19 protein-coding genes and 1 pseudogene are annotated in these 19,665 nt (G+C 34.7%); 14 read left to right on the top strand and 6 right to left on the bottom strand.

Annotated elements, in window-relative coordinates:
• Positions 1 to 102 precede the first annotated feature (102 nt).
• Both HCD_RS01590 and HCD_RS01585 read left to right on the top strand, forming a co-directional pair.
• The gene (locus HCD_RS01590; protein WP_014658878.1) at positions 103 to 783 is read left to right on the top strand and encodes a F0F1 ATP synthase subunit A; all 681 of its coding nucleotides are present in this window, start codon (positions 103 to 105) and stop codon (positions 781 to 783) included.
• Between the two features lie 418 nt (positions 784 to 1,201).
• Positions 1,202 to 1,450 carry an RNA recognition motif domain-containing protein gene (locus HCD_RS01585; RefSeq protein ID WP_014658877.1) on the top strand — a complete coding sequence of 83 codons (249 nt, stop codon included), beginning with the start codon at positions 1,202 to 1,204 and terminating at the stop codon, positions 1,448 to 1,450.
• Between the two features lie 173 nt (positions 1,451 to 1,623).
• Here HCD_RS01585 and HCD_RS01580 read toward each other — a convergent pair whose 3' ends face one another.
• The 3 genes from HCD_RS01580 to HCD_RS01570 form a co-directional block, all read right to left on the bottom strand.
• On the bottom strand, positions 1,624 to 2,760 hold the full coding sequence (locus HCD_RS01580) for a potassium channel family protein (protein WP_014658876.1): 1,137 nt from the start codon (positions 2,758 to 2,760) through the stop codon (positions 1,624 to 1,626).
• A 205-nt stretch (positions 2,761 to 2,965) separates the two neighbouring features.
• Positions 2,966 to 3,154, bottom strand: coding sequence for a 50S ribosomal protein L28 (gene rpmB / locus HCD_RS01575; protein WP_014658875.1), 189 nt, complete (start codon positions 3,152 to 3,154; stop codon positions 2,966 to 2,968).
• Positions 3,155 to 3,248: 94 nt separating this feature from the next.
• On the bottom strand, positions 3,249 to 4,094 hold the full coding sequence (locus HCD_RS01570; RefSeq protein WP_014658874.1) for an HpaA family protein: 846 nt from the start codon (positions 4,092 to 4,094) through the stop codon (positions 3,249 to 3,251).
• Positions 4,095 to 4,257: 163 nt separating this feature from the next.
• Here HCD_RS01570 and mraY point away from each other — a divergent pair, with 163 nt between their 5' ends.
• Positions 4,258 to 5,316, top strand: a complete 1,059-nt coding sequence (mraY, locus tag HCD_RS01565) for a phospho-N-acetylmuramoyl-pentapeptide-transferase (protein ID WP_014658873.1) — start codon at positions 4,258 to 4,260, stop codon at positions 5,314 to 5,316.
• 2 nt (positions 5,317 to 5,318) lie between these two features.
• Entirely contained in the window at positions 5,319 to 6,587 is a 1,269-nt protein-coding gene (murD, locus tag HCD_RS01560) for a UDP-N-acetylmuramoyl-L-alanine--D-glutamate ligase (protein WP_014658872.1), read from the top strand.
• Here murD and HCD_RS01555 read toward each other — a convergent pair.
• Both HCD_RS01555 and ybgC read right to left on the bottom strand, forming a co-directional pair.
• Positions 6,584 to 6,838 (bottom strand): HP0495 family protein, encoded by a 255-nt coding sequence (locus tag HCD_RS01555; protein WP_014658871.1) that lies wholly within the window; start codon positions 6,836 to 6,838, stop codon positions 6,584 to 6,586. The genes murD and HCD_RS01555 overlap by 4 nt on opposite strands.
• Positions 6,828 to 7,229: an acyl-CoA thioesterase YbgC gene (ybgC, locus tag HCD_RS01550; protein ID WP_014658870.1), complete on the bottom strand. Its 402-nt coding sequence runs from the start codon at positions 7,227 to 7,229 to the stop codon at positions 6,828 to 6,830. The genes HCD_RS01555 and ybgC overlap by 11 nt, the downstream gene beginning before the upstream one ends.
• A 235-nt stretch (positions 7,230 to 7,464) precedes the next feature.
• Between ybgC and HCD_RS08880 the strand changes: the two are divergent.
• The 7 genes and pseudogenes from HCD_RS08880 to HCD_RS01510 all read left to right on the top strand — a co-directional run bounded on the left by HCD_RS08880 (position 7,465) and on the right by HCD_RS01510 (position 16,840).
• Positions 7,465 to 8,795, top strand: a pseudogene (locus HCD_RS08880) (sodium-dependent transporter).
• A 16-nt stretch (positions 8,796 to 8,811) separates the two neighbouring features.
• Entirely contained in the window at positions 8,812 to 10,140 is a 1,329-nt protein-coding gene (locus HCD_RS01535; protein WP_014658867.1) for a sodium-dependent transporter, read from the top strand.
• A gap of 7 nt (positions 10,141 to 10,147) precedes the next feature.
• Positions 10,148 to 11,212, top strand: coding sequence for a phospholipase A (locus tag HCD_RS01530; protein WP_014658866.1), 1,065 nt, complete (start codon positions 10,148 to 10,150; stop codon positions 11,210 to 11,212).
• Positions 11,213 to 11,265: 53 nt separating this feature from the next.
• Positions 11,266 to 12,390 (top strand): DNA polymerase III subunit beta, encoded by a 1,125-nt coding sequence (gene dnaN / locus HCD_RS01525; RefSeq protein WP_014658865.1) that lies wholly within the window; start codon positions 11,266 to 11,268, stop codon positions 12,388 to 12,390.
• A 9-nt stretch (positions 12,391 to 12,399) separates the two neighbouring features.
• Positions 12,400 to 14,721, top strand: a complete 2,322-nt coding sequence (gene gyrB / locus HCD_RS01520; RefSeq protein WP_014658864.1) for a DNA topoisomerase (ATP-hydrolyzing) subunit B — start codon at positions 12,400 to 12,402, stop codon at positions 14,719 to 14,721.
• A gap of 235 nt (positions 14,722 to 14,956) precedes the next feature.
• On the top strand, positions 14,957 to 15,949 hold the full coding sequence (locus HCD_RS01515) for a hypothetical protein (protein WP_014658863.1): 993 nt from the start codon (positions 14,957 to 14,959) through the stop codon (positions 15,947 to 15,949).
• A gap of 18 nt (positions 15,950 to 15,967) precedes the next feature.
• Positions 15,968 to 16,840, top strand: coding sequence for a R.Pab1 family restriction endonuclease (locus HCD_RS01510; RefSeq protein WP_014658862.1), 873 nt, complete (start codon positions 15,968 to 15,970; stop codon positions 16,838 to 16,840).
• 90 nt (positions 16,841 to 16,930) lie between these two features.
• Here the strand turns inward: HCD_RS01510 and HCD_RS01505 are convergent, their stop codons facing one another.
• Complete coding sequence (locus HCD_RS01505) at positions 16,931 to 17,674, bottom strand: outer membrane protein (RefSeq protein WP_014658861.1); 744 nt, start codon at positions 17,672 to 17,674, stop codon at positions 16,931 to 16,933.
• Between the two features lie 520 nt (positions 17,675 to 18,194).
• Here HCD_RS01505 and HCD_RS01500 point away from each other — a divergent pair.
• From HCD_RS01500 to fliL, 3 genes are read left to right on the top strand one after another with little or no spacing between them, the layout of a single operon-like run.
• Positions 18,195 to 18,518: a hypothetical protein gene (locus HCD_RS01500; RefSeq protein ID WP_014658860.1), complete on the top strand. Its 324-nt coding sequence runs from the start codon at positions 18,195 to 18,197 to the stop codon at positions 18,516 to 18,518.
• Positions 18,500 to 19,108: a 16S rRNA (guanine(966)-N(2))-methyltransferase RsmD gene (gene rsmD / locus HCD_RS01495; protein WP_014658859.1), complete on the top strand. Its 609-nt coding sequence runs from the start codon at positions 18,500 to 18,502 to the stop codon at positions 19,106 to 19,108. Before HCD_RS01500 ends, rsmD begins: the two co-directional genes overlap by 19 nt.
• A 2-nt stretch (positions 19,109 to 19,110) precedes the next feature.
• Positions 19,111 to 19,662, top strand: coding sequence for a flagellar basal body-associated protein FliL (fliL, locus tag HCD_RS01490; RefSeq protein WP_014658858.1), 552 nt, complete (start codon positions 19,111 to 19,113; stop codon positions 19,660 to 19,662).
• Positions 19,663 to 19,665: the final 3 nt, after the last annotated feature.

Below are 19,665 nucleotides of genomic sequence, written 5' to 3'. Positions count from 1 at the left end.
ATCATTAAAAAACTCGTTAAAAAGCCTAGTTTAATGAGTTTTTAAAACTTAGTTGCTACAATTAAGAAATTTCATTTTCAATAAGGCTTAAGAAACTTTTTCATGGAACATAGATTATTTACTTTTGCTAACTTCTTTAGCTCTAATCATGATTTTATTACCGGATTTTATGTTGTTTTGACAGCGGTTTTAACGCTTTTTATCTCTCTTGGTGCATCACGCAAGATGCAAATGGTGCCTATGGGCTTACAGAATGTATATGAAACGATTATTAGTGCCATTTTGGGTGTAGCTAAGGATATTATAGGCGAAGAATTGGCTCGCAAATATTTTCCCCTAGCTGGCACGATTGCTTTGTATGTCTTCTTTTCTAATATGATAGGCATCATTCCTGGTTTTGAATCGCCTACAGCTAGTTGGAGCTTCACGCTGGTTTTGGCACTTATTGTGTTTTTTTATTATCATTTTGAAGGCATTAGGGTGCATGGATTTTTTAGGTATTTCGCTCATTTTGCAGGACCCGTGAAGTGGCTCGCTCCTTTTATGTTTCCTATTGAGATTATCTCGCATCTCTCTAGGATTGTGTCCTTATCCTTCCGTTTGTTTGGAAATATCAAGGGCGATGACATGTTTTTACTTATCATGCTCTTGCTTGTGCCTTGGGCAGTTCCTGTAGCACCTTTTATGGTTCTTTTTTTCATGGGTATTTTACAAGCTTTCGTTTTTATGATTCTCACTTATGTGTATTTGGCAGGGGCTGTTTTAGTAGATGAGGGGCATTAAATTATAGCCCTGTTTGTCTCTTCAATAAATCGGAGCTGTTAGTCTCGGAAGTCTTTGTCATTCAAAAGTTATTTTAGCTTTTTTTAAAATTTAGTATAGATTGTAATCTCAAGATGAGTTAAGTCATGTCCATGAAGGGTCTTTGTGCAATTTTAAGCTTGAACTTTTATTTCTGGTGGTGGGGGTTTTCAATAGCGTGTTATTCCAATTGGTTAGTGGTAGCTTTTGAAAAAAATAAAATGATTAAAAATATTTAAAATTCCCAGGTAAAATTTTATGATTTTTTAAGCAAGCGGTAGATAGAATTTGACATACTTCTAGTTCTAGATGTGTTGGGTTTTTAAGAGTGTTACTTTTTTATAACTTTATCATGTTCTTGTGAGTAGTTGTTATTTTTAGTCTAGCGGAGAATTTCATTTTGAAAAATATTTATGTGGGGAATTTAGTTTATAGTGCGACCAATGAGGAAGTTAAGGAACTTTTTAGTCAGTTTGGCGAGGTTTTTAGCGTCAAGCTCATTTCTGATAGAGAAACCAAAAGACCTAAGGGTTTTGGTTTTGTGGAAATGCAAAAAGAGAATGCGAATGAAGCCATTGCCAAGTTAGATAATACTGACTTTATGGGTAGAATCATTAGGGTAACCGAAGCTAATCCTAAGAAATCTTAGTTTTTGTTGTATTGGGAATTTCCCAACACACTTTTGGTTGTTTTTTGTCTCTCATTGCACCTTGTTTGAGTGAGAGTTTTTTGTTTGTCTTATATTCTCTAGTGATTTTTATATTATCACACAAGCCTTAGGATAAAAGTTCTTGCTTGCATCAAAAAGGGTTTATGTAAAAGTCACAATGAGACATAATCCACTTCTTTGGGCTTTTGTCTACTAGCAATGAGTTGCTTGCAGGCTTTGACCCCTTCTGAAGTGCCAATCATCAGTAATTTTGATTCGCTTGCGATGATGGTGTCTCCATCTGGCATAGGGATGTATTTGCCATCCTTTTGGATAATGCCAATCACAAATGCTTTTGCAATATCCCTAAAATGGGCTTCTCTCAATTTCCTTAGCACTAGCCAGCTGTATTTTGGGACAATCACTTCTTCTAAATCTAAGAGTGTGTCTTTTTTGTTGATAAAACGCTCTAAAATATTCTCCATATCTGGACGCACCGCCATCGCACTCACTCTTTGTGCCATAAGTTTTGTGGGTGAAACCACCATATCAGCCCCTAATTTTTTTAATTTTTCTAAGCCTTCATCACTATGGGCACTCGCAATAATGTAGTAAGGCTTGCGTTTCAATTCTTTTTCAAATAAACGCACACTCACCATTAATGCCACATTCACAAGTAAAGTTTTAGACAGGGCTACTACCCCCCTAGCGCTGCTTAAATGGGTTTTGAGCATGGTTATGTTGGTGTGCGGGTCGCCTATGATATAGTAGGGGTATTTGTGTTTGATAGCTTCTTCTTCAAAATTAGGGTCATTATCCACTACTACAAAAGGAATTTGAGCCGAGCGGAACTGCTTGCTTAACTCAATCGTGTATTCATTGTGGTAGCAAATCACATAGTGGTCTTTAAGGCGTGCGATTTTATAAACCATACCTTTCTCCTTAATCAATCTTGTAAGCGTGCCCTTATTCACAACGCTAATTAAAATAGCCACACTAAAAGCAATAATCCCCGCCCCACAAAACATCAAAATAGAAGTGAAGAAAATGCTTATGGTTCCAAACTTATTTTCATCTAACGCTCCAAAGCCTGTAGCAGTCATGGTGTAAGTGGTTTGAAAAAACGCTTGCATGAGCGTGTAGTCCTCTAAGGCGTAGTATCCCAAAGTGCCTATAAGCACGAGTATTTGAATGAGAACTAGCGGAAGCCTAAAAACTTTAAATTGTTTATAAATTTCTGAATTTAAATTGATTTCTGGCTGATTTTTCTTGCGTTTCCTGACTTTTAAAAACTTTAATTTCTTAAACAAAACAAATTCCTAGACCAAAATAAATTCTTGAAAAATATCTTTCATCTTGGCTAAACCCTAAATATAATGAAGTCTAGCTCATGCAAGCTAATTGTCTTATTCTTAATTAAAGAAGCTTCGTATGGACATGGGCAACTTTTAAAAAAATAACAAGAGCATTAAACATGCCCTTATCATTAAGCAACAAATCTAAAGCCTAGATTGACTAAGCCCCTTTACGCATGGTTCTTAAAGTGGAAGCCGCTACTTTAATGCGTCTGGTGGTGCCATCATCTAATTGAATTTTAATAGAACGCAAGTTAGGGAGTAAACGACGCTTATTTTTATTATTTGCATGACTTACATGATTGCCTACCATGGGTCCTTTAAAGGTTAAAGCACATCTTCTTGCCATTGTATATCCTTTATCTTTGAAATGAATTTGATATTATACTTAAATCAGCCTTAAAAAGATTTTAAAACGCATTTCGCACCCCTTTAATTAAGGGCTATCTCTTTGGTATAGGTTTTTTAAAGCCTTTCATTTTGTCAATAGCGTTTCTGTATTTAGAAATATTGTCTTCTGTAAGTTCTGCAATCACTCGCTTCATAACCACAGCATACATTCTATTTAGGATTTTATGGATAGCGTCTTTTTTATTTTTCTCTAAGCTTGTTTGCTCCACACTATCTACCGAATTGAAACCGCCTGAGTTATTATCCTTATAGGTAATGGTGTGTGTAATTGCCTGAAAAGTCCCTACTTCTACTCCAAAATCATGGATGACTCGGTTGCTTTCTGGCTCATAAAAGTTAAACCACACAGAGCCTGAGCTTTGGTCTACTAGTGTGTCTAAATTAGGCTTATTAGGGTCTTTTAAATTCATTTTTAAATCTTCTAAAATTCCGACCCACCCTTTCAAATCCAAAACGGAAAAAATCTTCTTTTTATCTTGCAAACTTAAGGCGTTTTTATCTTGAAAACGCAACACTTGATAACCCCTTTTTTCAAAAATACTCTGAATTTGATTCACTAAAGCGTCTTGAAATTGATTGATATAGGGTTTTAAATTATCACTCACTTGAATGTGTGGCACTAAAATGCCTACAAAGTGGTTGTTTGATGGAGCTTGGGCGATATGCACTGGATAATTAAAGTTGAGTGGTGTAACATGCTCTGAACTTGTTTGTAATTGTTCATGGGTTTGAACCTGCTTGTGGCTCTCTTGAGATAATGGTGTTTGGGTGTTGCTAACTGATTTCATTGCACACCCAAATAGCACGCTTGAAAGCCCCAAGGCGACTAATGCCTTAAAACAAACCTTAATATTTTTAGAAAGAAACGAATTTTTCATAAACAGATACTCCAAAGGATAAGATAAATACGATTTTGATTATACTCCACTTGCGCAATTTTTAAGTAAATTAATTTGTGTTACAATAGGAGTTTCAAATGCCATAGTCTATAGTTTGTTTGCATGCCTTATAGCCATTAACCATTTCATTACAAGGGGTTTTATGCTCTATTATTTATATAGCTATTTTAATATTAATCTTTTTCAATACCTAACCTTTAGAGCGGGGCTAGGGTTTTTTATCGGATTTTTTTTAACACTTTTTTTAATGCCCAAATTCATTTTATGGGCAAAAAAGAAAAAGGCTAATCAGCCTATTTCTAGCTATATTTTAAACCATAAGAATAAAAAGGACACCCCTACTATGGGGGGCATTGTTTTTGTCTTTTCCACTATTATTGCAAGTTTATTGTGTGCGTCTTTAGGTAATCTTTATGTGTTGCTAGGAATCATTGTGTTAGTGGGCTTTAGTTTTGTAGGTTTTAGAGATGACTACACCAAAATTAGTCAAAAAAGTAATGCCGGAATAAGTGCGAAAACAAAATTTGGCATGCTTTTTGTGATTTCGGTTATTGTATCTATCCTATTGAGTTTTAAGGGACTAGATACTTTCTTGTATTTGCCTTTTTTGAAAAACCCTTTGTTTGAAATGCCTATAATCTTAGCGATTAGCTTTTGGGTATTAATCTTTTTATCCACAAGTAATGCCGTGAATTTAACCGATGGATTAGATGGTCTAGCCACTGTGCCTAGCATTTTTACCTTACTCAGTCTTTCAGTCTTTGTGTATGTGGCTGGAAATGCGGAATTTTCCAAATACTTGCTTTATCCAAAAGTGGTTGATGCAGGGGAATTGTTTGTGGTCTCTTTGGCTCTCATAGGCTCACTCTTTGGCTTTTTATGGTATAACTGCAATCCTGCAAGCGTGTTTATGGGAGATAGTGGGAGCTTAGCCTTAGGGGGGTTTATCGCTTATAATGCCATTGTTTCGCATAATGAAATCTTGCTTGTTTTAATGGGGTCTATTTTTGTTGTAGAAACTTTGTCAGTGATTTTACAAGTAGGAAGTTATAAAACCCGTAAAAAACGCCTTTTTTTAATGGCACCCATTCATCATCATTTTGAGCAAAAGGGTTGGGCAGAAAATAAAGTGATTGTGCGTTTTTGGATAATTTCTATGTTAAGTAATTTAATCGCTCTTTTAAGCTTGAAGGTGCGTTGAAAATGAAAATTTCACTTTTTGGGCATGCAAAAACCACTTTAGCCTTGGCAAGATTTTTTAAAGAACAACATCATGAAGTGCAATTTTTTGATGACAAATTCACTGCATCTTGCAAGGATAATGAAAATTTTCTTTGTTATCCTAGCAGTGAATTTAATCCTAATGCTTCAGAGCTAGAAATAGTAAGCCCGGGAATTAGCTTTATGCATGCTTTAGTTAAAAAAGCTAAGCATTTAGTGAGTGAATATGATTTTGTCTATAGCTTATTTAATCATCATTTCACCCCTACTACTATAAGTATCAGTGGCACGAATGGTAAGACCACCACCACTGAAATGCTTACCATGCTTTTAGAAGATTTTAAGGCAATGAGTGGGGGAAATATCGGAGTGCCTTTAATGGAGCTTTTTAAACAACAAGTGCCTTTATGGGTTTTAGAAACAAGCTCTTTTTCTTTGCACTACACTAACAAGGCTTACCCCTTAATTTATTTGCTTATCAATGTAGAATCAGACCATTTAACTTGGCATCAAAATTTTGAAAATTACTTGAACGCTAAACTCAAGCCTCTAACTTTTATGCCTAAAACTTCACTCGCCATACTGCCTTCAAAATTTAAAGAGCAAACAATCGTTCAAAAATCCCAAGTTCAAAAAATCTTTTTTAATACGAGCAAAGATATTTTAGAAAATTTAGAAATTCCTTTTAATGCTTTGCCTTTTAAGGGGGCATTTTTATTAGACGCTTCTTTAGCCCTTTTAGCCTATGAGCAATTTTTAAAAATGAAAAATCTAAAATGGCAAGATTATAAAGACAACGCCCTTAAAAGATTAAGCACTTTTAAAATCGGCTTGCATAAAATGGAAGAATTTAGAGATAAAGAAGGGCGTTTGTGGGTAGATGATAGCAAGGCTACTAATATTGATGCAACTTTGCAAGCTCTAAAAACTTTTAAAAACCAAAAAATTCATTTGATTGTAGGAGGCGATACTAAAGGCGTTGATTTAATACCCCTTTTTAAAGAACTTCAAAATTATGAAGTAAGCCTTTATGCCATAGGCTCAAGCACAATCAACATGCAATCCTTAGCCTTAGATTTTAATATTATTTGCAAAACTTGTTTTGAGCTAGAAAAAGCAGTAGAAGAGATTAAAAGCGTTTTAAAAATGGGCGAAGTTGGCTTGCTCTCACCTAGTAGTGCAAGCTTAGACCAGTTTTCATCCTATAAAGAAAGGGGCGAAAAATTTAAAAAGTATGTCTTAGAAGACTAAAGCACTTGAATAACATACCTTTCATGAGAAATTTTTTGAAAAATTTCGTTACGCTCTAGTTCGCTTGAAACTTCAATAGACACATTAAAGCTATAGAATTTACCTGTTTTAGAAGTGTTTTTTAGCTCTAATTTGAAAGGGCGTTTATAAGTTTCTATAAGCTTTCTTAACAAGCTCTCATCATTAGTGGTTGCAATCACTCTATAATCCCATGTGCATGGATAGATAATAGTGGGTTTTTTAGATAGCACCTAATAACTCTTTAAACACTACAGGAATAGCGATAGGACTATGTTTAATACGATGCACAAAGCCAAATTTAATCTCTAAGGTAAAGATTTTACAAGGTTCTATAGGCTCTAAAGAAGTGTTTTGAACGCAATAAATCTCTTGAAATGCCACCAAAGAGACTTTTTTAAGCTCTCTGATTTGAGTTTTTACCTCTAAAACTTGTCCCAAACTGGCTGGGGTAAAGAAATCTGCTTTCAAAGAACGAATGATAAAGACCCCATCTTGGTTCTCTGGCAACATCGTTTCTTTAAAAAAAATCTCGCTTCTTGCCCGTTCACAATACTTCAAATAATTTGCATGATATACCACGCCCTCAGCATCAGTGTCCTCATAATACACTCTAAAACGCATAAATCCTCTTAAGATAGTCAAATTTTAAGCTGAAATTATACAACATAACACCTTAACATAGTATAATATGAGCTGTCTTTATTAAAATTTTTGTTTATGCTTTAGTTGATGTCATATGGATTTTTAATCGTTGCAAGATTTTAAAGGCTAAATCATAAACTAAAATAAATACAATTCTTGTTTTTAAACTTAAAATAAAAGTATATTTGATTTAGGGAGTTAGCTACTTAAGAATATGCATAATCATTTTTCAAAAATAGGGTTTGTTTTAGCAGCTTTAGGGAGTGCGATAGGTTTGGGACACATTTGGCGTTTTCCTTATATGACAGGTGTGAGTGGTGGGGGTGCTTTTGTATTATTGTTTTTATTCTTGTCTTTAAGTATCGGTGCGGTCATGTTTATTGCCGAAATGTTGTTAGGGCAAAGCACTCAAAAAAATGTTGCACAGGCTTTTAACGAGCTTGATATTAGTTCTAAAAAACGCTGGAGATATGCAGGCTTTATGCTCATCTCTGGACCTTTAATTTTAACCTTTTACAGCACGATTTTGGGATGGGTTTTTTATTACCTAGTAGATATTAGCTTCAATTTACCCACTAGCGTTCAAGAATCTGAACAGATTTTTAGCCATACCTTACAATCCATAGGGTTACAAACTATAGGGCTTTTTAGCGTTTTGTTTTTAACCGGATTCATTGTTTCTAGGGGGATTAAAGAAGGCATTGAAAAACTTAATTTATTTTTAATGCCCTTACTCTTTGCCACTTTTTTTGGTCTGCTCTTTTATGCGATGACTTTAGATTCTTTTTCTAAGGCTTTTCATTTTATGTTTGATTTTAAGCCACAAGATTTGACTTCTCAGGTATTCACTTCTTCTTTGGGGCAGGTTTTCTTTTCTTTAAGCATAGGATTAGGGATAAATATTACCTATGCAGCCGCGCTACAGATAAAACTCAAAATTTATTAAAAAGCACTCTTTGGGTGGTTTTATCAGGAATTTTGATTTCTCTTGTGGCAGGACTTATGATTTTTACCTTTGTGTTTGAGCATGGGGCTAATGTCTCACAAGGCACAGGTTTAATCTTTACTTCTTTACCGGTTGTTTTTTCTAACATGGGAACTATAGGCATGGTTATCTCAGTGCTTTTCTTGCTCGCACTCGCTTTTGCTGGGATTACTTCTACGGTGGCTTTATTAGAACCCAGCGTGATGTATTTTACGGAAAAGTATCAATACTCTCGCTTTAAGGTTACTTGGGGTCTTGTGGCATTGATTTTTATCGTGGGTGTGGTGCTTATTTTTTCACTTCATAATGATTATAAAGACACGCTCAGTTTTTTTGGAAAGAGTCTTTTTGATTGGTTAGATTTTGCATCAAGCACTATTATCATGCCTTTAGGGGGCATGGCAACCTTTATTTTTATGGGATGGGTTTTAGATAAAGAAAAGGTGCGTCTCTCTAGCTCACATTTTCTAAGCCCTAGTCTCTTTAGGGTATGGTATTTTTTACTCAAATATGTTACGCCCTTAATCGTGTTTTCTATTTGGGTTAGCAAAATTTCTTAAAAATATGAAAAATAGTATGGGAAAGTTTTCTAAATTAGGTTTTATTTTAGCCACTTTGGGTAGCTCCATAGGTTTGGGACATATTTGGCGTTTTCCTTACATGGTAGGCACTAATGGGGGGAGTGCGTTCGTGCTTTTATACTTAGCTTTAACTCTAACCTTAGGTATCGCTATGCTTTTAGTAGATATGGTTATTGGAAGTTTGGGTAAAAAAGATGTGGTTTCTAATTATGAAAATTTAGATTTAAAGCATAAAAAGTATTATAAATTCACTTCTATCTTTCTCTTAGGTGGTCCGCTTATTTTGTCTTTTTATGCAGTGGTTTTAGGCTGGGTGCTTTACTATCTTTTTGTCATCACCTTTGATTTGCCTAAGGACTTAGAGCAAGCTAAAATGCAATTTAGCTTGCTTCAAAATGGTAGTTTAACTTGGCAAGTTGTGGGCTTTAGTGCATGCTTGTTTCCTACAATATGGTTTGTTTCTAAGGGCATTAAAGAAGGGATTGAAAAATTAAGCGTAGTGCTTATGCCTTTATTATTTGTTATTTTTATAGGACTTTTAATCTATGCTATGACTTTAGAGAGTCTGCCTAAAGCCCTACGCTATTTATTTAGTTTTGAAATTCAAAAAATTGATTTTAAGGTTTTTATGGACGCTTTAGGGCAGATGTTCTTTTCTTTGAGCTTGGGCGTTGGCACTATTATTACTTATTCAGCTTTCACGCCTGAAAAAGAAAATTTACTTAAAAGCTCTTTGTATATTGTCTTACCCGGTATTTTAATCTCGCTCATTGCTGGGGTGATGATTTTTACCTTTGTGTTTGAATACCATGTAGATGTGGCTCAAGGACCTGGGCTAGTTTTTGTATCCTTACCTTTGATTTTTGCTGAAATGGGAATGAGCGGACAGATTATTTCGCTCTTTTTCTTTCTAGCTCTCGCTTTTGCTGGGATTACCTCTACGGTTTCTCTTCTAGAGCCTTTGGTGCTTTATCTAATCAATCGCTTTGGTTTTTCGCGCATTAAAGCATCGCTATTGATAGGAATAATCGTGTATATCTTAGGGATTTTGGTTATTCTATCTATAGATGAACGCTACACTCAGATTCTTTCATTGGCTAATAAGAATTTTTTTGCATGGATAGACTTTATCACTTCTTCATTATTAATGCCCTTAGGGGGTTTATTTTCAGTATTGTTTTTTGGGTGGGTTTTATCCAAACAGCGTATTTTTCTAGCCACTAAACATTTCTTTAATGAAAATACTTTTAAAATGTGGCACTTTAGCGTTCGCTTTATTGCACCTGTAGTGATTCTAGCTATCTTTATTTTACAATTTAAGTGAGAATGTGATGCGTAGCAAGTTCTTGTCTTTCATTCTTGTAGCTTGTCAGTTAGAAAGCAAAAACTCCCCACAAGATAAAAGTCTAAATTATAATTATTATTTGCGTAAGCAAGATTTGCATGTCGTTCAAACCCAAAACAATTTATCCAACGCTTGGCACATCGCCCCTAAAAAAGCTCCCAAAGAGCATTCTTGGGCAAAATTTGCAAAAAAATATTTAGATATTGTTGATTATCAAGGCACTTATTTCTTACCTTTTTATCATAGTTTTACTCCCATTTATGAATGGTATTACCCTAACTTGAATGAATACCAACGCAATGAATTTAAATTCCAAATTAGTTTTAAAATGCCTGTTTTTAGCCACTTTCTCTGGACTAAAGGCACGCTCTATCTTGCCTATACTCAGACAAATTGGTTTCAAATTTATAATAACCCCCAATCTGCACCCATGCGTATGGTCAATTATATGCCAGAACTCATTTATGTTTATCCTATCAATTTTGAACCCTTTGGGGGTAAGATAGGAAATTTTTCTGAAGTTTGGATAGGTTGGCAACATATTTCTAATGGAGTGGGGGGTGCAGAATGTTACCAACCTTTCAACAAACAGGGAAACCCAGAAAATCAATTTCCCAGCCAGCCTGTAGTGGTAAAAAATTATAATGGGCAAAGAAATGTGCGTTGGGGAGGATGCCGCTCTGTGAGTGCTGGGCAACGCCCGGTATTTCGCTTGGTGTGGCAAAAATGGGGCTTGAAAGTCATGGTTGCGTATTGGCCTTATGTTCCATACGACCAATCTAACCCTAAGTTAGTTGATTATATGGGCTATGGTAATGCCAAGATAGATTATAGAAGGGGGCGTCATCATTTTGAATTACAACTCTATGATATTTTTACACCTTATTGGCGTTTCAAGCGATGGAATGGAGCGATTCGTTTGGGTTACACCTATCGTGTTAATCCTTTTGTGGGGATTTATATGCAATGGTTTAATGGCTATGGCGATGGCTTATATGAATACAATGTTTTTTCTAATCGTATAGGCGTAGGTATCCGCTTAAACCCCTAAAGAAATCCTTTTATGCTATAATAAAACACAAAAACTCAAGGGAACTGCTTATTATGAAAATTAGTGTCAGTAAAAATGATTTAGAAAACGCTTTGCGCTATTTGCAAGCTTTTTGCGATAAAAAAGATGCCTCTTCCATTGCCTCACATGTCTATTTAGAAGTCATAGGAGATAAACTCTTTTTAAAAGCGAGCGATTCAGATATTGGGTTAAAAAGCCATATTCTCACGCAGTCTACAGAAGAAGAAGGTATAGGAACCATCAATGGAAAAAAGTTTTTAGACATTATCTCACGCCTAAAAGATGCGAGTCTCATTTTAGAAACCAAAGAAGATGTTTTAATTATCAAGCAAAATAAAAGTTCTTTTAAGCTCCCTATGTTTGATGCAAACGAGTTTCCCGAGTTTCCTACTATAGAATCAAAAGTCAGCTTGGAAATCAACACCCCTTTTTTAATGGATGCTTTTAAAAAGATTACTCCTGTTATTGAACAAAATAGCCATAAAAGAGAGCTAACGGGCATTTTAATGCAGTTTGACAAGGCTCATCAAACCCTTGCTTTAGTTGGAACGGATACAAGACGCTTATCTTATACGCAATTAGAAAATATTTCTATAGACTCAACAGAAGAAACTATTTCTTGCATTTTACCTAAGCGTGCCTTATTGGAAAGCCTTAAGCTCTTTTATGAAAATTTTACTTTTAAAAGCGATGGTATATTAGCTGTCATTGAAAATGAAACGCACACTTTTTTCACTAAGCTTATTGATGGAAATTACCCCGATTATCAAAAGATTTTGCCTAAAGAATATGCATCTTGTTTCACTTTAGAAAAGGAAGAGTTTAAAGAGAGCATTAAATTATCAAGTTCTTTAAGCACGAATATCAAATTTACTTTAGAAAAAAATAATGTTCTCTTTGAATCTCTTGATGCGGAGCATAGTGAGACAGCTAAGACTTCTATTGAGCTTGAGAAAGACCTAGATTTACAGGATTCGTTCAGCTTGGGCGTGAATGCGAAATTCTTCCTTGAAGCGTTAAATACGCTAGGAACAGCACAATTTTGTTTGCAATGCAATGAGTCTTTAGCTCCGTTTTTATTACAAGAATCTTTGGAAGAAAAATCAAATCATTTGAGTGCTAAAATTTCTACTTTAATGATGCCAATCACTTTTTAAGGGTTTTTAATGCAAGATTACCAAAGCCATAGTATTAAGGTTTTAAAAGGCTTAGAAGGGGTTAGAAAACGCCCTGGAATGTATATTGGTGATACCAATGTAGGCGGATTACACCACATGGTGTATGAAGTCGTGGATAACGCTGTAGATGAAAGCATGGCGGGCTTTTGTAACACTATCAATATTACTTTGACTGATGAAGGCTCATGCATTGTAGAAGATAATGGGCGAGGAATCCCAGTTGATATACACCCTACTGAAAAAATCCCTGCTTGCACCGTGGTTTTAACGGTTTTGCATGCTGGGGGTAAATTTGATAATGATACTTATAAAGTCTCAGGTGGTTTGCATGGCGTGGGTGTTTCTGTCGTAAATGCTCTAAGCAAACGCTTAATAATGACGATTAAAAAAGAGGGTCAAATCTATCGCCAAGAGTTTGAAAAGGGAATCCCTATTAGTGAGCTTGAAATCATTGGCAAGACTAGAAGTGCTAAAGAAAGTGGCACTACCATTGAGTTTTTCCCCGATGAAAGTGTTATGGAAGTGATTGAATTTCAAGCGAGCATTTTACAAAAACGCTTTAAAGAAATGGCGTATCTTAATGATGGTCTAAAAATTTCTTTTAAAGAAGAAAAGACCCAACTTCAAGAGACTTATTTCTACGAAGATGGCTTGAAACAATTTGTCAAAGATAGCGCTAAAAAAGAGTTGCTTACCCCTATTATTTCGTTTAAAAGCATGGACGAAGAAACACACACTTCTATAGAAGTTGCCCTAGCGTATGCTGATGATTACAATGAAAACACCTTGAGCTTTGTGAATAATATTAAAACTTCTGAAGGTGGAACACATGAGGCGGGCTTTAAAATGGGCTTGTCTAAGGCGATTTTACAATATATTGACAATAATATTAAAACTAAGGAATCTCGCCCTGTTTCTGAAGACATTAAAGAAGGCTTAGTGGCTATTGTAAGCTTGAAAATGAGCGAGCCTTTATTTGAGGGACAGACTAAATCAAAGCTTGGTAGCTCGTATGTGCGTCCGCTAGTTTCAAAACTAGTCTATGATAAAATCCATCAATTTTTAGAAGAAAATCCTAACGAGGCTAAAATTATCGCTAATAAAGCCTTATTAGCTGCTAAAGCTAGAGAGGCAAGCAAGAAAGCAAGAGAGCTTACAAGGAAAAAAGATAATCTAAGTGTGGGCACCTTGCCCGGAAAATTAGCCGATTGCCAAAGCAAAGACCCCATGGAGAGTGAAATCTTTTTGGTAGAGGGTGATAGTGCGGGCGGAAGTGCAAAACAAGGGCGAGATAGGGTTTTTCAAGCGATTTTACCCTTAAAAGGTAAGATTTTAAATGTGGAAAAAAGCCATTTGTCAAAGATTCTAAAGTCCGAAGAAATCAAAAACATGATTACGGCTTTTGGGTGTGGCATTCAAGAGAGTTTTGATTTAGAGAAATTGCGTTATCATAAAATCATTATTATGACTGATGCTGATGTAGATGGAAGCCATATCCAAACTTTGCTTATGACCTTTTTCTATCGTTATTTACGCCCACTGATTGAAAATGGGCATGTTTATATCGCTCAAGCCCCCCTTTATAAATACAAGAAAGGCAAGACAGAAATTTATCTTAAAGACAGCGTAGCTTTAGATTATTTTTTAATTGAGCATGGCATCAATTCCGTGAGTGTTGAAGGGATTGGCAAGAATGATTTGATGAGCTTATTAAAAGTCGTGCGTCATTATCGCTATGTGCTTTTAGAATTAGAGAAACGCTACAATTTGCTAGAACTTTTACGCTTTTTGATTGAAACTAAGGACGCTCTAGCTCTTGATACTAAAGTTTTAGAAAAAAGTATTTTAGAAAAATTAGAGAGTTTGAATTATCAGGTTTTACGCTCTTTTGCTACAGAAGAGAGTTTGCATTTGCATGTGCAAACCCCTAAGGGCTTAGTGGAATTTAACATGGATGACAATCTCTTTAAAGAAGTGCTATTTGAAGAGGCAAGTTATACTTATCAAAAACTTATGGCATATAATTTGGATTTCTTAGAAGATAAGGATATTTTGGCGTTTTTAGAGGAAGTGGAAAATCACGCTAAAAAGGGAGCGAGTATCCAACGCTATAAGGGATTAGGCGAGATGAATCCTAATGATTTATGGGAAACGACTATGCATAAAGAAAATCGTAGTTTGGTAAAACTAAAAATACAAGATTTAGAAAAAACTGATGCGATGTTCTCGCTGTGCATGGGCGATGAAGTAGAGCCTAGAAGAGCCTTTATCCAAGCTCATGCTAAAGATGTGAAACAACTAGATGTGTGAATAATGTTTTGTACCGGCAATTTTAGTTCGGTATGGCTATCTATATTCTTGTTTTGGAGACTAGAGCTATCAATGATAGATTAATAGAATTACAAAACTGCTGTGCTAACTTAAAAAAAGAGATTAGAGAGTTGAACATGTAATGGAAAGTATTAAGCCCTAGAGTGAGCTATTTTTTATTATTACTAAGGAGTTTTGTATCACAACCCCTAAACATTTAACTAAACAAGAAAGCGTGAATTTTGGGGCTTACTACACACCCCCTTATCTAGTAGATTGTGCTTACAAACTTTTAAAAAAATACGCAGATATTGAAAAATATACACTGCTAGACACCGCATGTGGTGGTATGGAGTTTTTATGCCTTAATCATTCTAAAAAGATAGGGGCGGATATTGACCCTAATTGCAACGCTCTGACTCTCAATGCCCTAGCTAATCCTAAGAGAGAAAATTATGGCATTAGTGAAAACGAGCCTTTAATTATTGTGGGTAATCCTCCCTATAATGATAAAACTTCTTTCATCAAACATAGACTAAAAAGCAAGAATTTTAATTTTGAAATAGACAACGATTTAAAAGCAAGGGATTTAGGGGTAAGTTTTTTAAAATCTTTTGTGGCTTTAAGGCCAGCTTTTATTTGTGTGCTACACCCTTTATCCTATCTCATTAAAGAGACTAATTTTAAGGCATTAAAGCAATTTAAGGATAATTACACGCTTTTAGATGCTTTTGTTATTTCTTCTAAGCACTTCACTAAAAGTAATGAGTTTCCTATTGTGATAGCCTTGTATCAACAAGGGCAAATGGATTATGCAGATATTAGGCGTTTTATGTTTAAAACCGACCATAATACCACGCTATGTTTAAACGATTTTGATTATATAGCGAATTATGTGGATAAATACCCTAACGCTAAAAAAGTTAGTGAATGTGTAGGCTATTTTTTTCCTATGCGAGATATTAACGCACTTAAGCGCAACAAAACTTTTTTAAAAGCACCAAGTAGTAATGCGGTATGTATCAGTCAAGATAAATTGATTTATTATCAATATATCCATCATTTTAAAGAAATCGCCCCTAAAATCCCCTATTATTTTGGTAATTTAGATATTGTGATTGATAATTTTGCTTTTTTAAAGATTAAAGACACTTTCTTAAAAGATAAAGGAGTGCGTTTGGAATATTTTAAAAAATTGTTTCAAGGACATACTTGTGAGTTTGATTAAAGTTGATACTACTAAAAAGTGATTGAAATACCCCTTCCTTTAACTTCCATTTCAGGCAAAGTGCGTGTGAAAATTAGGGATGCTTTTAGTGATTATGGTATTTCTACAGCGACTAGAAAAATCCCTTTTAGCTTAAAGCATTATATAGAATGGCAAATCGGTTATGATGTTCCTATTAAGGATAAAGAGAAATTTGAACTCACCACTTTAAAAGCTGAAAAATTTCATTTTTTAGGGGCTAATGGTAAAATGAAAACTCTTTATGAGTTGAGTGAGATTATTTACTATGCCAAACAAATGGGTTTAATTATGTATGGAGAGCTTCGGCTTATTTATGACTTCTTACAAAACTATAAAGCACCTTTTCTTGAAAAACAATATTTTCCGAGTAGAAAGCCACATATTCGTATCCAACAATCACCCTACAATGATTATAATCATAGACCCTTTTACTATATAGATTTTAATAATAGAGTTCAAAATAGTGTCCCCCATATGGATTTACACAACCAACTCCCATTTAATGATTCAAGACTTTATTATGATATTTATGCTGATACTTACCCAACTTTAATTTACCCATTTAGTGATAACCATTGCATTGAAGTAACCATGAAACCCCAACAATACGGTTCTAAAATTCAACCCATGCTTTATTATTGCTTTCCTATTACAGACCTAATGCCTGAATATTATTCGCCACAATATATTATAGAAAATGGTATTTCAAAACATTATCTCTTAGACAGACAAGCAGATGAAAAAGAACATGCCCTTTTGACTATCAATAATATCTCAATATTCCTAGAAATGCTTAAAATTTTTGGACTATTAAGCCAAGCTCATCATCAAGATGTGTTGCATATTTTGGAAAAAATACTTGAAAATTAGCTATTTATACGAACTGATTAAAGGGACATAAGATTAGTGGGTGGAAACCAAGCCTTTCTTATAGGGCTTAGTATATTTTTATAAGACCATTTAAAAGGTCAAATAATACGACACATTGAATGAGTAAAGGCGTTTAAAGGTTTCTTTATAACTACTATCACCATCAACCATGTTAAGATAGGGAGTTTTAGCCATAGGAATTTTGAAGCCCAGTTCTAAACCGGTATGTTTATAAATTACTGAACGCACGCCAAAGTTAAAGAACCACTGAAACACAGTGTTTCTCAGCTCAACATTGGCGTTGTGGTCTCCATTAAATAGGCGTTTTCCTTGCTCTTCATTCAAGGTGGTTGTCCACACTAAATCCCTATTTTTTGCTTGCGGTTTCCAAGTGGTTCCACCCACACCCATTCCACCATAAAGCCCCATGCTAAAATGCTCTAAATTGACAAAATTCACTAATAAATCAATTCCTGCACCATAAGTGTTGATATTCATATTAGAATTAAGTCCACCATTAGCTTGTAGGTGGCTACCTGGTGCAAAATGTTGTATGCCAAAATTCACTTCTGCCCAATCATAAAACCCATAGTAGCGTAAGCCCGCCCAACCTTTTTGACCAAAAAGCTGTTTGTAGCCTATGCCCACCCCAAAGCCTTGAGTAGCCTGCTTTTGGTGGCGGTTAAAGTCGGGTTGCTTGTCTATCACTAGCTTGTCATTGTAGTAGGCTTGACCGACTTCATAAGAACCACTGACAAAAAATCCGCTTTGCTCGGCATAAACAAAGCTTAGAACTAGGGCTAATTGGCATGAGATTTTGAGAAATTTTTTCATATTTTTATCCTTAAAAACATTTATAAATATAAGATAGATTCCGTTGTTAAATATTAACAAATCGGTAGTGTATCAAATTTTTTAGGAGAGGCTTGTATTTTTTTTGGGAATTGAATACTAAGCATTTACTATTAGGCACTATATTTCTAAATATTAGTTTATTTTGAGAACTTGAGAGAAGCTAAGTTGCTTTCTAAACTAAGGTAAGAGCAATAGGACATTTTAATGTAAAAGAAAAAGTTTATTAAAATGCTAAGTTATAGTAAAGAAGGAAGGAATATAGTTTGTCTATTACTCTTACCTAGGGCGAGAGTATACCACAAAAAAAAAAATGTTATTTTATACTCTCTTTTTAACATTCTATTTCGTTTTTTATGTTAACAATAATGATAAATATTACAAAATTACACTCTTTTTGGCATGTTTTGATTAGGGCTTGATATTTAAAATTAAGACTTGCTATAATTCTAAAAATAATTTGAAACAAAATATAGTTATTTGCTTAGTAAAAGGTTTTTGGTTGAAAATTTTTCTTGCTTGTAAATCTTTGTTGCGTCAAAAGAGTTTAGAATTTTACTTAAGCGATTGTCTTTCTTCTATGGAGACTTGCGACTTTGTCTTAACTGATGATGAAGCCCTAGAAACAAACAAGCCTGTATGCTCCATAGAAGAGTGTTTAAGAAAACCTTTTAATAAGCAAGGTGTTAGAGAAGATGTGAAAAGCTTTTATGAAGCCTTAGAAGAGATGCATAAATCTTACAAAGAAAATCAACTTACCAAAGAGCAAGAAATTTATCAATTGCTAGAAGAATACACTAAGAAATTATGTCAAATTATCAACTAGCGAAAAGTTTTAAGATTATCGGGGGAGTTTGTAAGGGCTTAAGCTTGAATTTGCCAAAAATTTCTAGCACACGCCCGACTAAAGCAATTGTAAGAGAATCGTTTTTTAATACTTTGCAAACAGAAATTCGTGGGACTCATTTTGTAGAAGTGTTTTCAGGTAGTGCTTCTATGGGCTTAGAAGCTCTGAGTAGGGGGGCAAAAAGTGCTGTATTTTTTGAGCAACATAAGAGCGCCTACACTACGCTTTTAGAAAATATTTCTTTGGTTAAAAACCGCCTAAAAGATACAATTCGCATTCAAACATTTTGTGATGATGCTTTCAAGCATTTACCCTTACTGCCCTTAAAAGATGATGTTTTAAACATTATTTATTTAGACCCACCTTTTGAAACAAGCGGATTTTTGGGGATTTATGAAAAATGTTTTCAAGCTTTAGAATGTTTGCTTAAACACAACAATAACAAAAATCTTTTAGTTGTCTTTGAGCATGAGAGTGTGTATAAAATGCCTAAAAATCTTGTAACTTTAGCTATAATCAAGCAAAAAAAGTTTGGAAAAACTACTTTAACTTACTTTCAAAAAGGATAGGTATGACAGAGGAACAAGAAAATACAGCACAGCAACCCCCAAAAAAAAGCAAGGCACTTTTATTTGTAGTGATTGGAAGTGTGGTGGTCATGCTTTTATTGGTGGGGGTGATTATCATGTTGCTTATGGGGAATAAGGAAGAAGCTAAGGAAAATACCCCTAAAGCTACCCAAGAAGTTCAAGCTAATCCTATGGCAAATAAGAGTCAAGAAGCCAAAGAAGGCTCTAATATCCAGCAATATTTGGTGCTTGGACCATTATATGCCATTGACACACCTTTTGCGGTGAATTTAGTCTCTCAAAATGGCAGACGCTATCTTAAAACTTCTATTTCGCTAGAAATGAATAATGAAAAACTTTTGAATGAAGTCAAGGTAAAAGACACAGCAATTAAAGACACGATTATAGAAATTTTGTCTTCTAAAAGCGTGGAAGAAGTCGTAACGAATAAAGGTAAGAACAAACTTAAAGATGAGATTAAAAGCCATTTGAATTCGTTTTTGATTGATGGCTTTATTAAGAATGTCTTTTTCACTGATTTTATCATTCAATAATTT

The organism is Helicobacter cetorum MIT 99-5656 (genome assembly GCF_000259275.1).
GTDB classification, from domain to species: Bacteria; Campylobacterota; Campylobacteria; order Campylobacterales; family Helicobacteraceae; genus Helicobacter; species Helicobacter cetorum.
The sequence above is the reverse complement of the archived record's forward strand: the minus strand, read 5'-3'. Positions and strand labels throughout refer to the sequence as shown.

Excerpts from the sequence above, each read along its gene's own strand:
- HCD_RS01590 (WP_014658878.1), top strand. The coding sequence starts at position 103 with ATGGAACATAGATTATTTACTTTTGCTAACTTCTTTAGCTCTAATCAT.
- rpmB (WP_014658875.1), bottom strand. The coding sequence starts at position 3,154 with ATGGCAAGAAGATGTGCTTTAACCTTTAAAGGACCCATGGTAGGCAAT.
- HCD_RS01570 (WP_014658874.1), bottom strand. The coding sequence starts at position 4,094 with ATGAAAAATTCGTTTCTTTCTAAAAATATTAAGGTTTGTTTTAAGGCA.
- mraY (WP_014658873.1), top strand. The coding sequence starts at position 4,258 with ATGCTCTATTATTTATATAGCTATTTTAATATTAATCTTTTTCAATAC.
- murD (WP_014658872.1), top strand. The coding sequence starts at position 5,319 with ATGAAAATTTCACTTTTTGGGCATGCAAAAACCACTTTAGCCTTGGCA.
- ybgC (WP_014658870.1), bottom strand. The coding sequence starts at position 7,229 with ATGCGTTTTAGAGTGTATTATGAGGACACTGATGCTGAGGGCGTGGTA.
- HCD_RS01535 (WP_014658867.1), top strand. The coding sequence starts at position 8,812 with ATGGGAAAGTTTTCTAAATTAGGTTTTATTTTAGCCACTTTGGGTAGC.
- HCD_RS01530 (WP_014658866.1), top strand. The coding sequence starts at position 10,148 with ATGCGTAGCAAGTTCTTGTCTTTCATTCTTGTAGCTTGTCAGTTAGAA.
- dnaN (WP_014658865.1), top strand. The coding sequence starts at position 11,266 with ATGAAAATTAGTGTCAGTAAAAATGATTTAGAAAACGCTTTGCGCTAT.
- gyrB (WP_014658864.1), top strand. The coding sequence starts at position 12,400 with ATGCAAGATTACCAAAGCCATAGTATTAAGGTTTTAAAAGGCTTAGAA.
- HCD_RS01505 (WP_014658861.1), bottom strand. The coding sequence starts at position 17,674 with ATGAAAAAATTTCTCAAAATCTCATGCCAATTAGCCCTAGTTCTAAGC.
- rsmD (WP_014658859.1), top strand. The coding sequence starts at position 18,500 with ATGTCAAATTATCAACTAGCGAAAAGTTTTAAGATTATCGGGGGAGTT.
- fliL (WP_014658858.1), top strand. The coding sequence starts at position 19,111 with ATGACAGAGGAACAAGAAAATACAGCACAGCAACCCCCAAAAAAAAGC.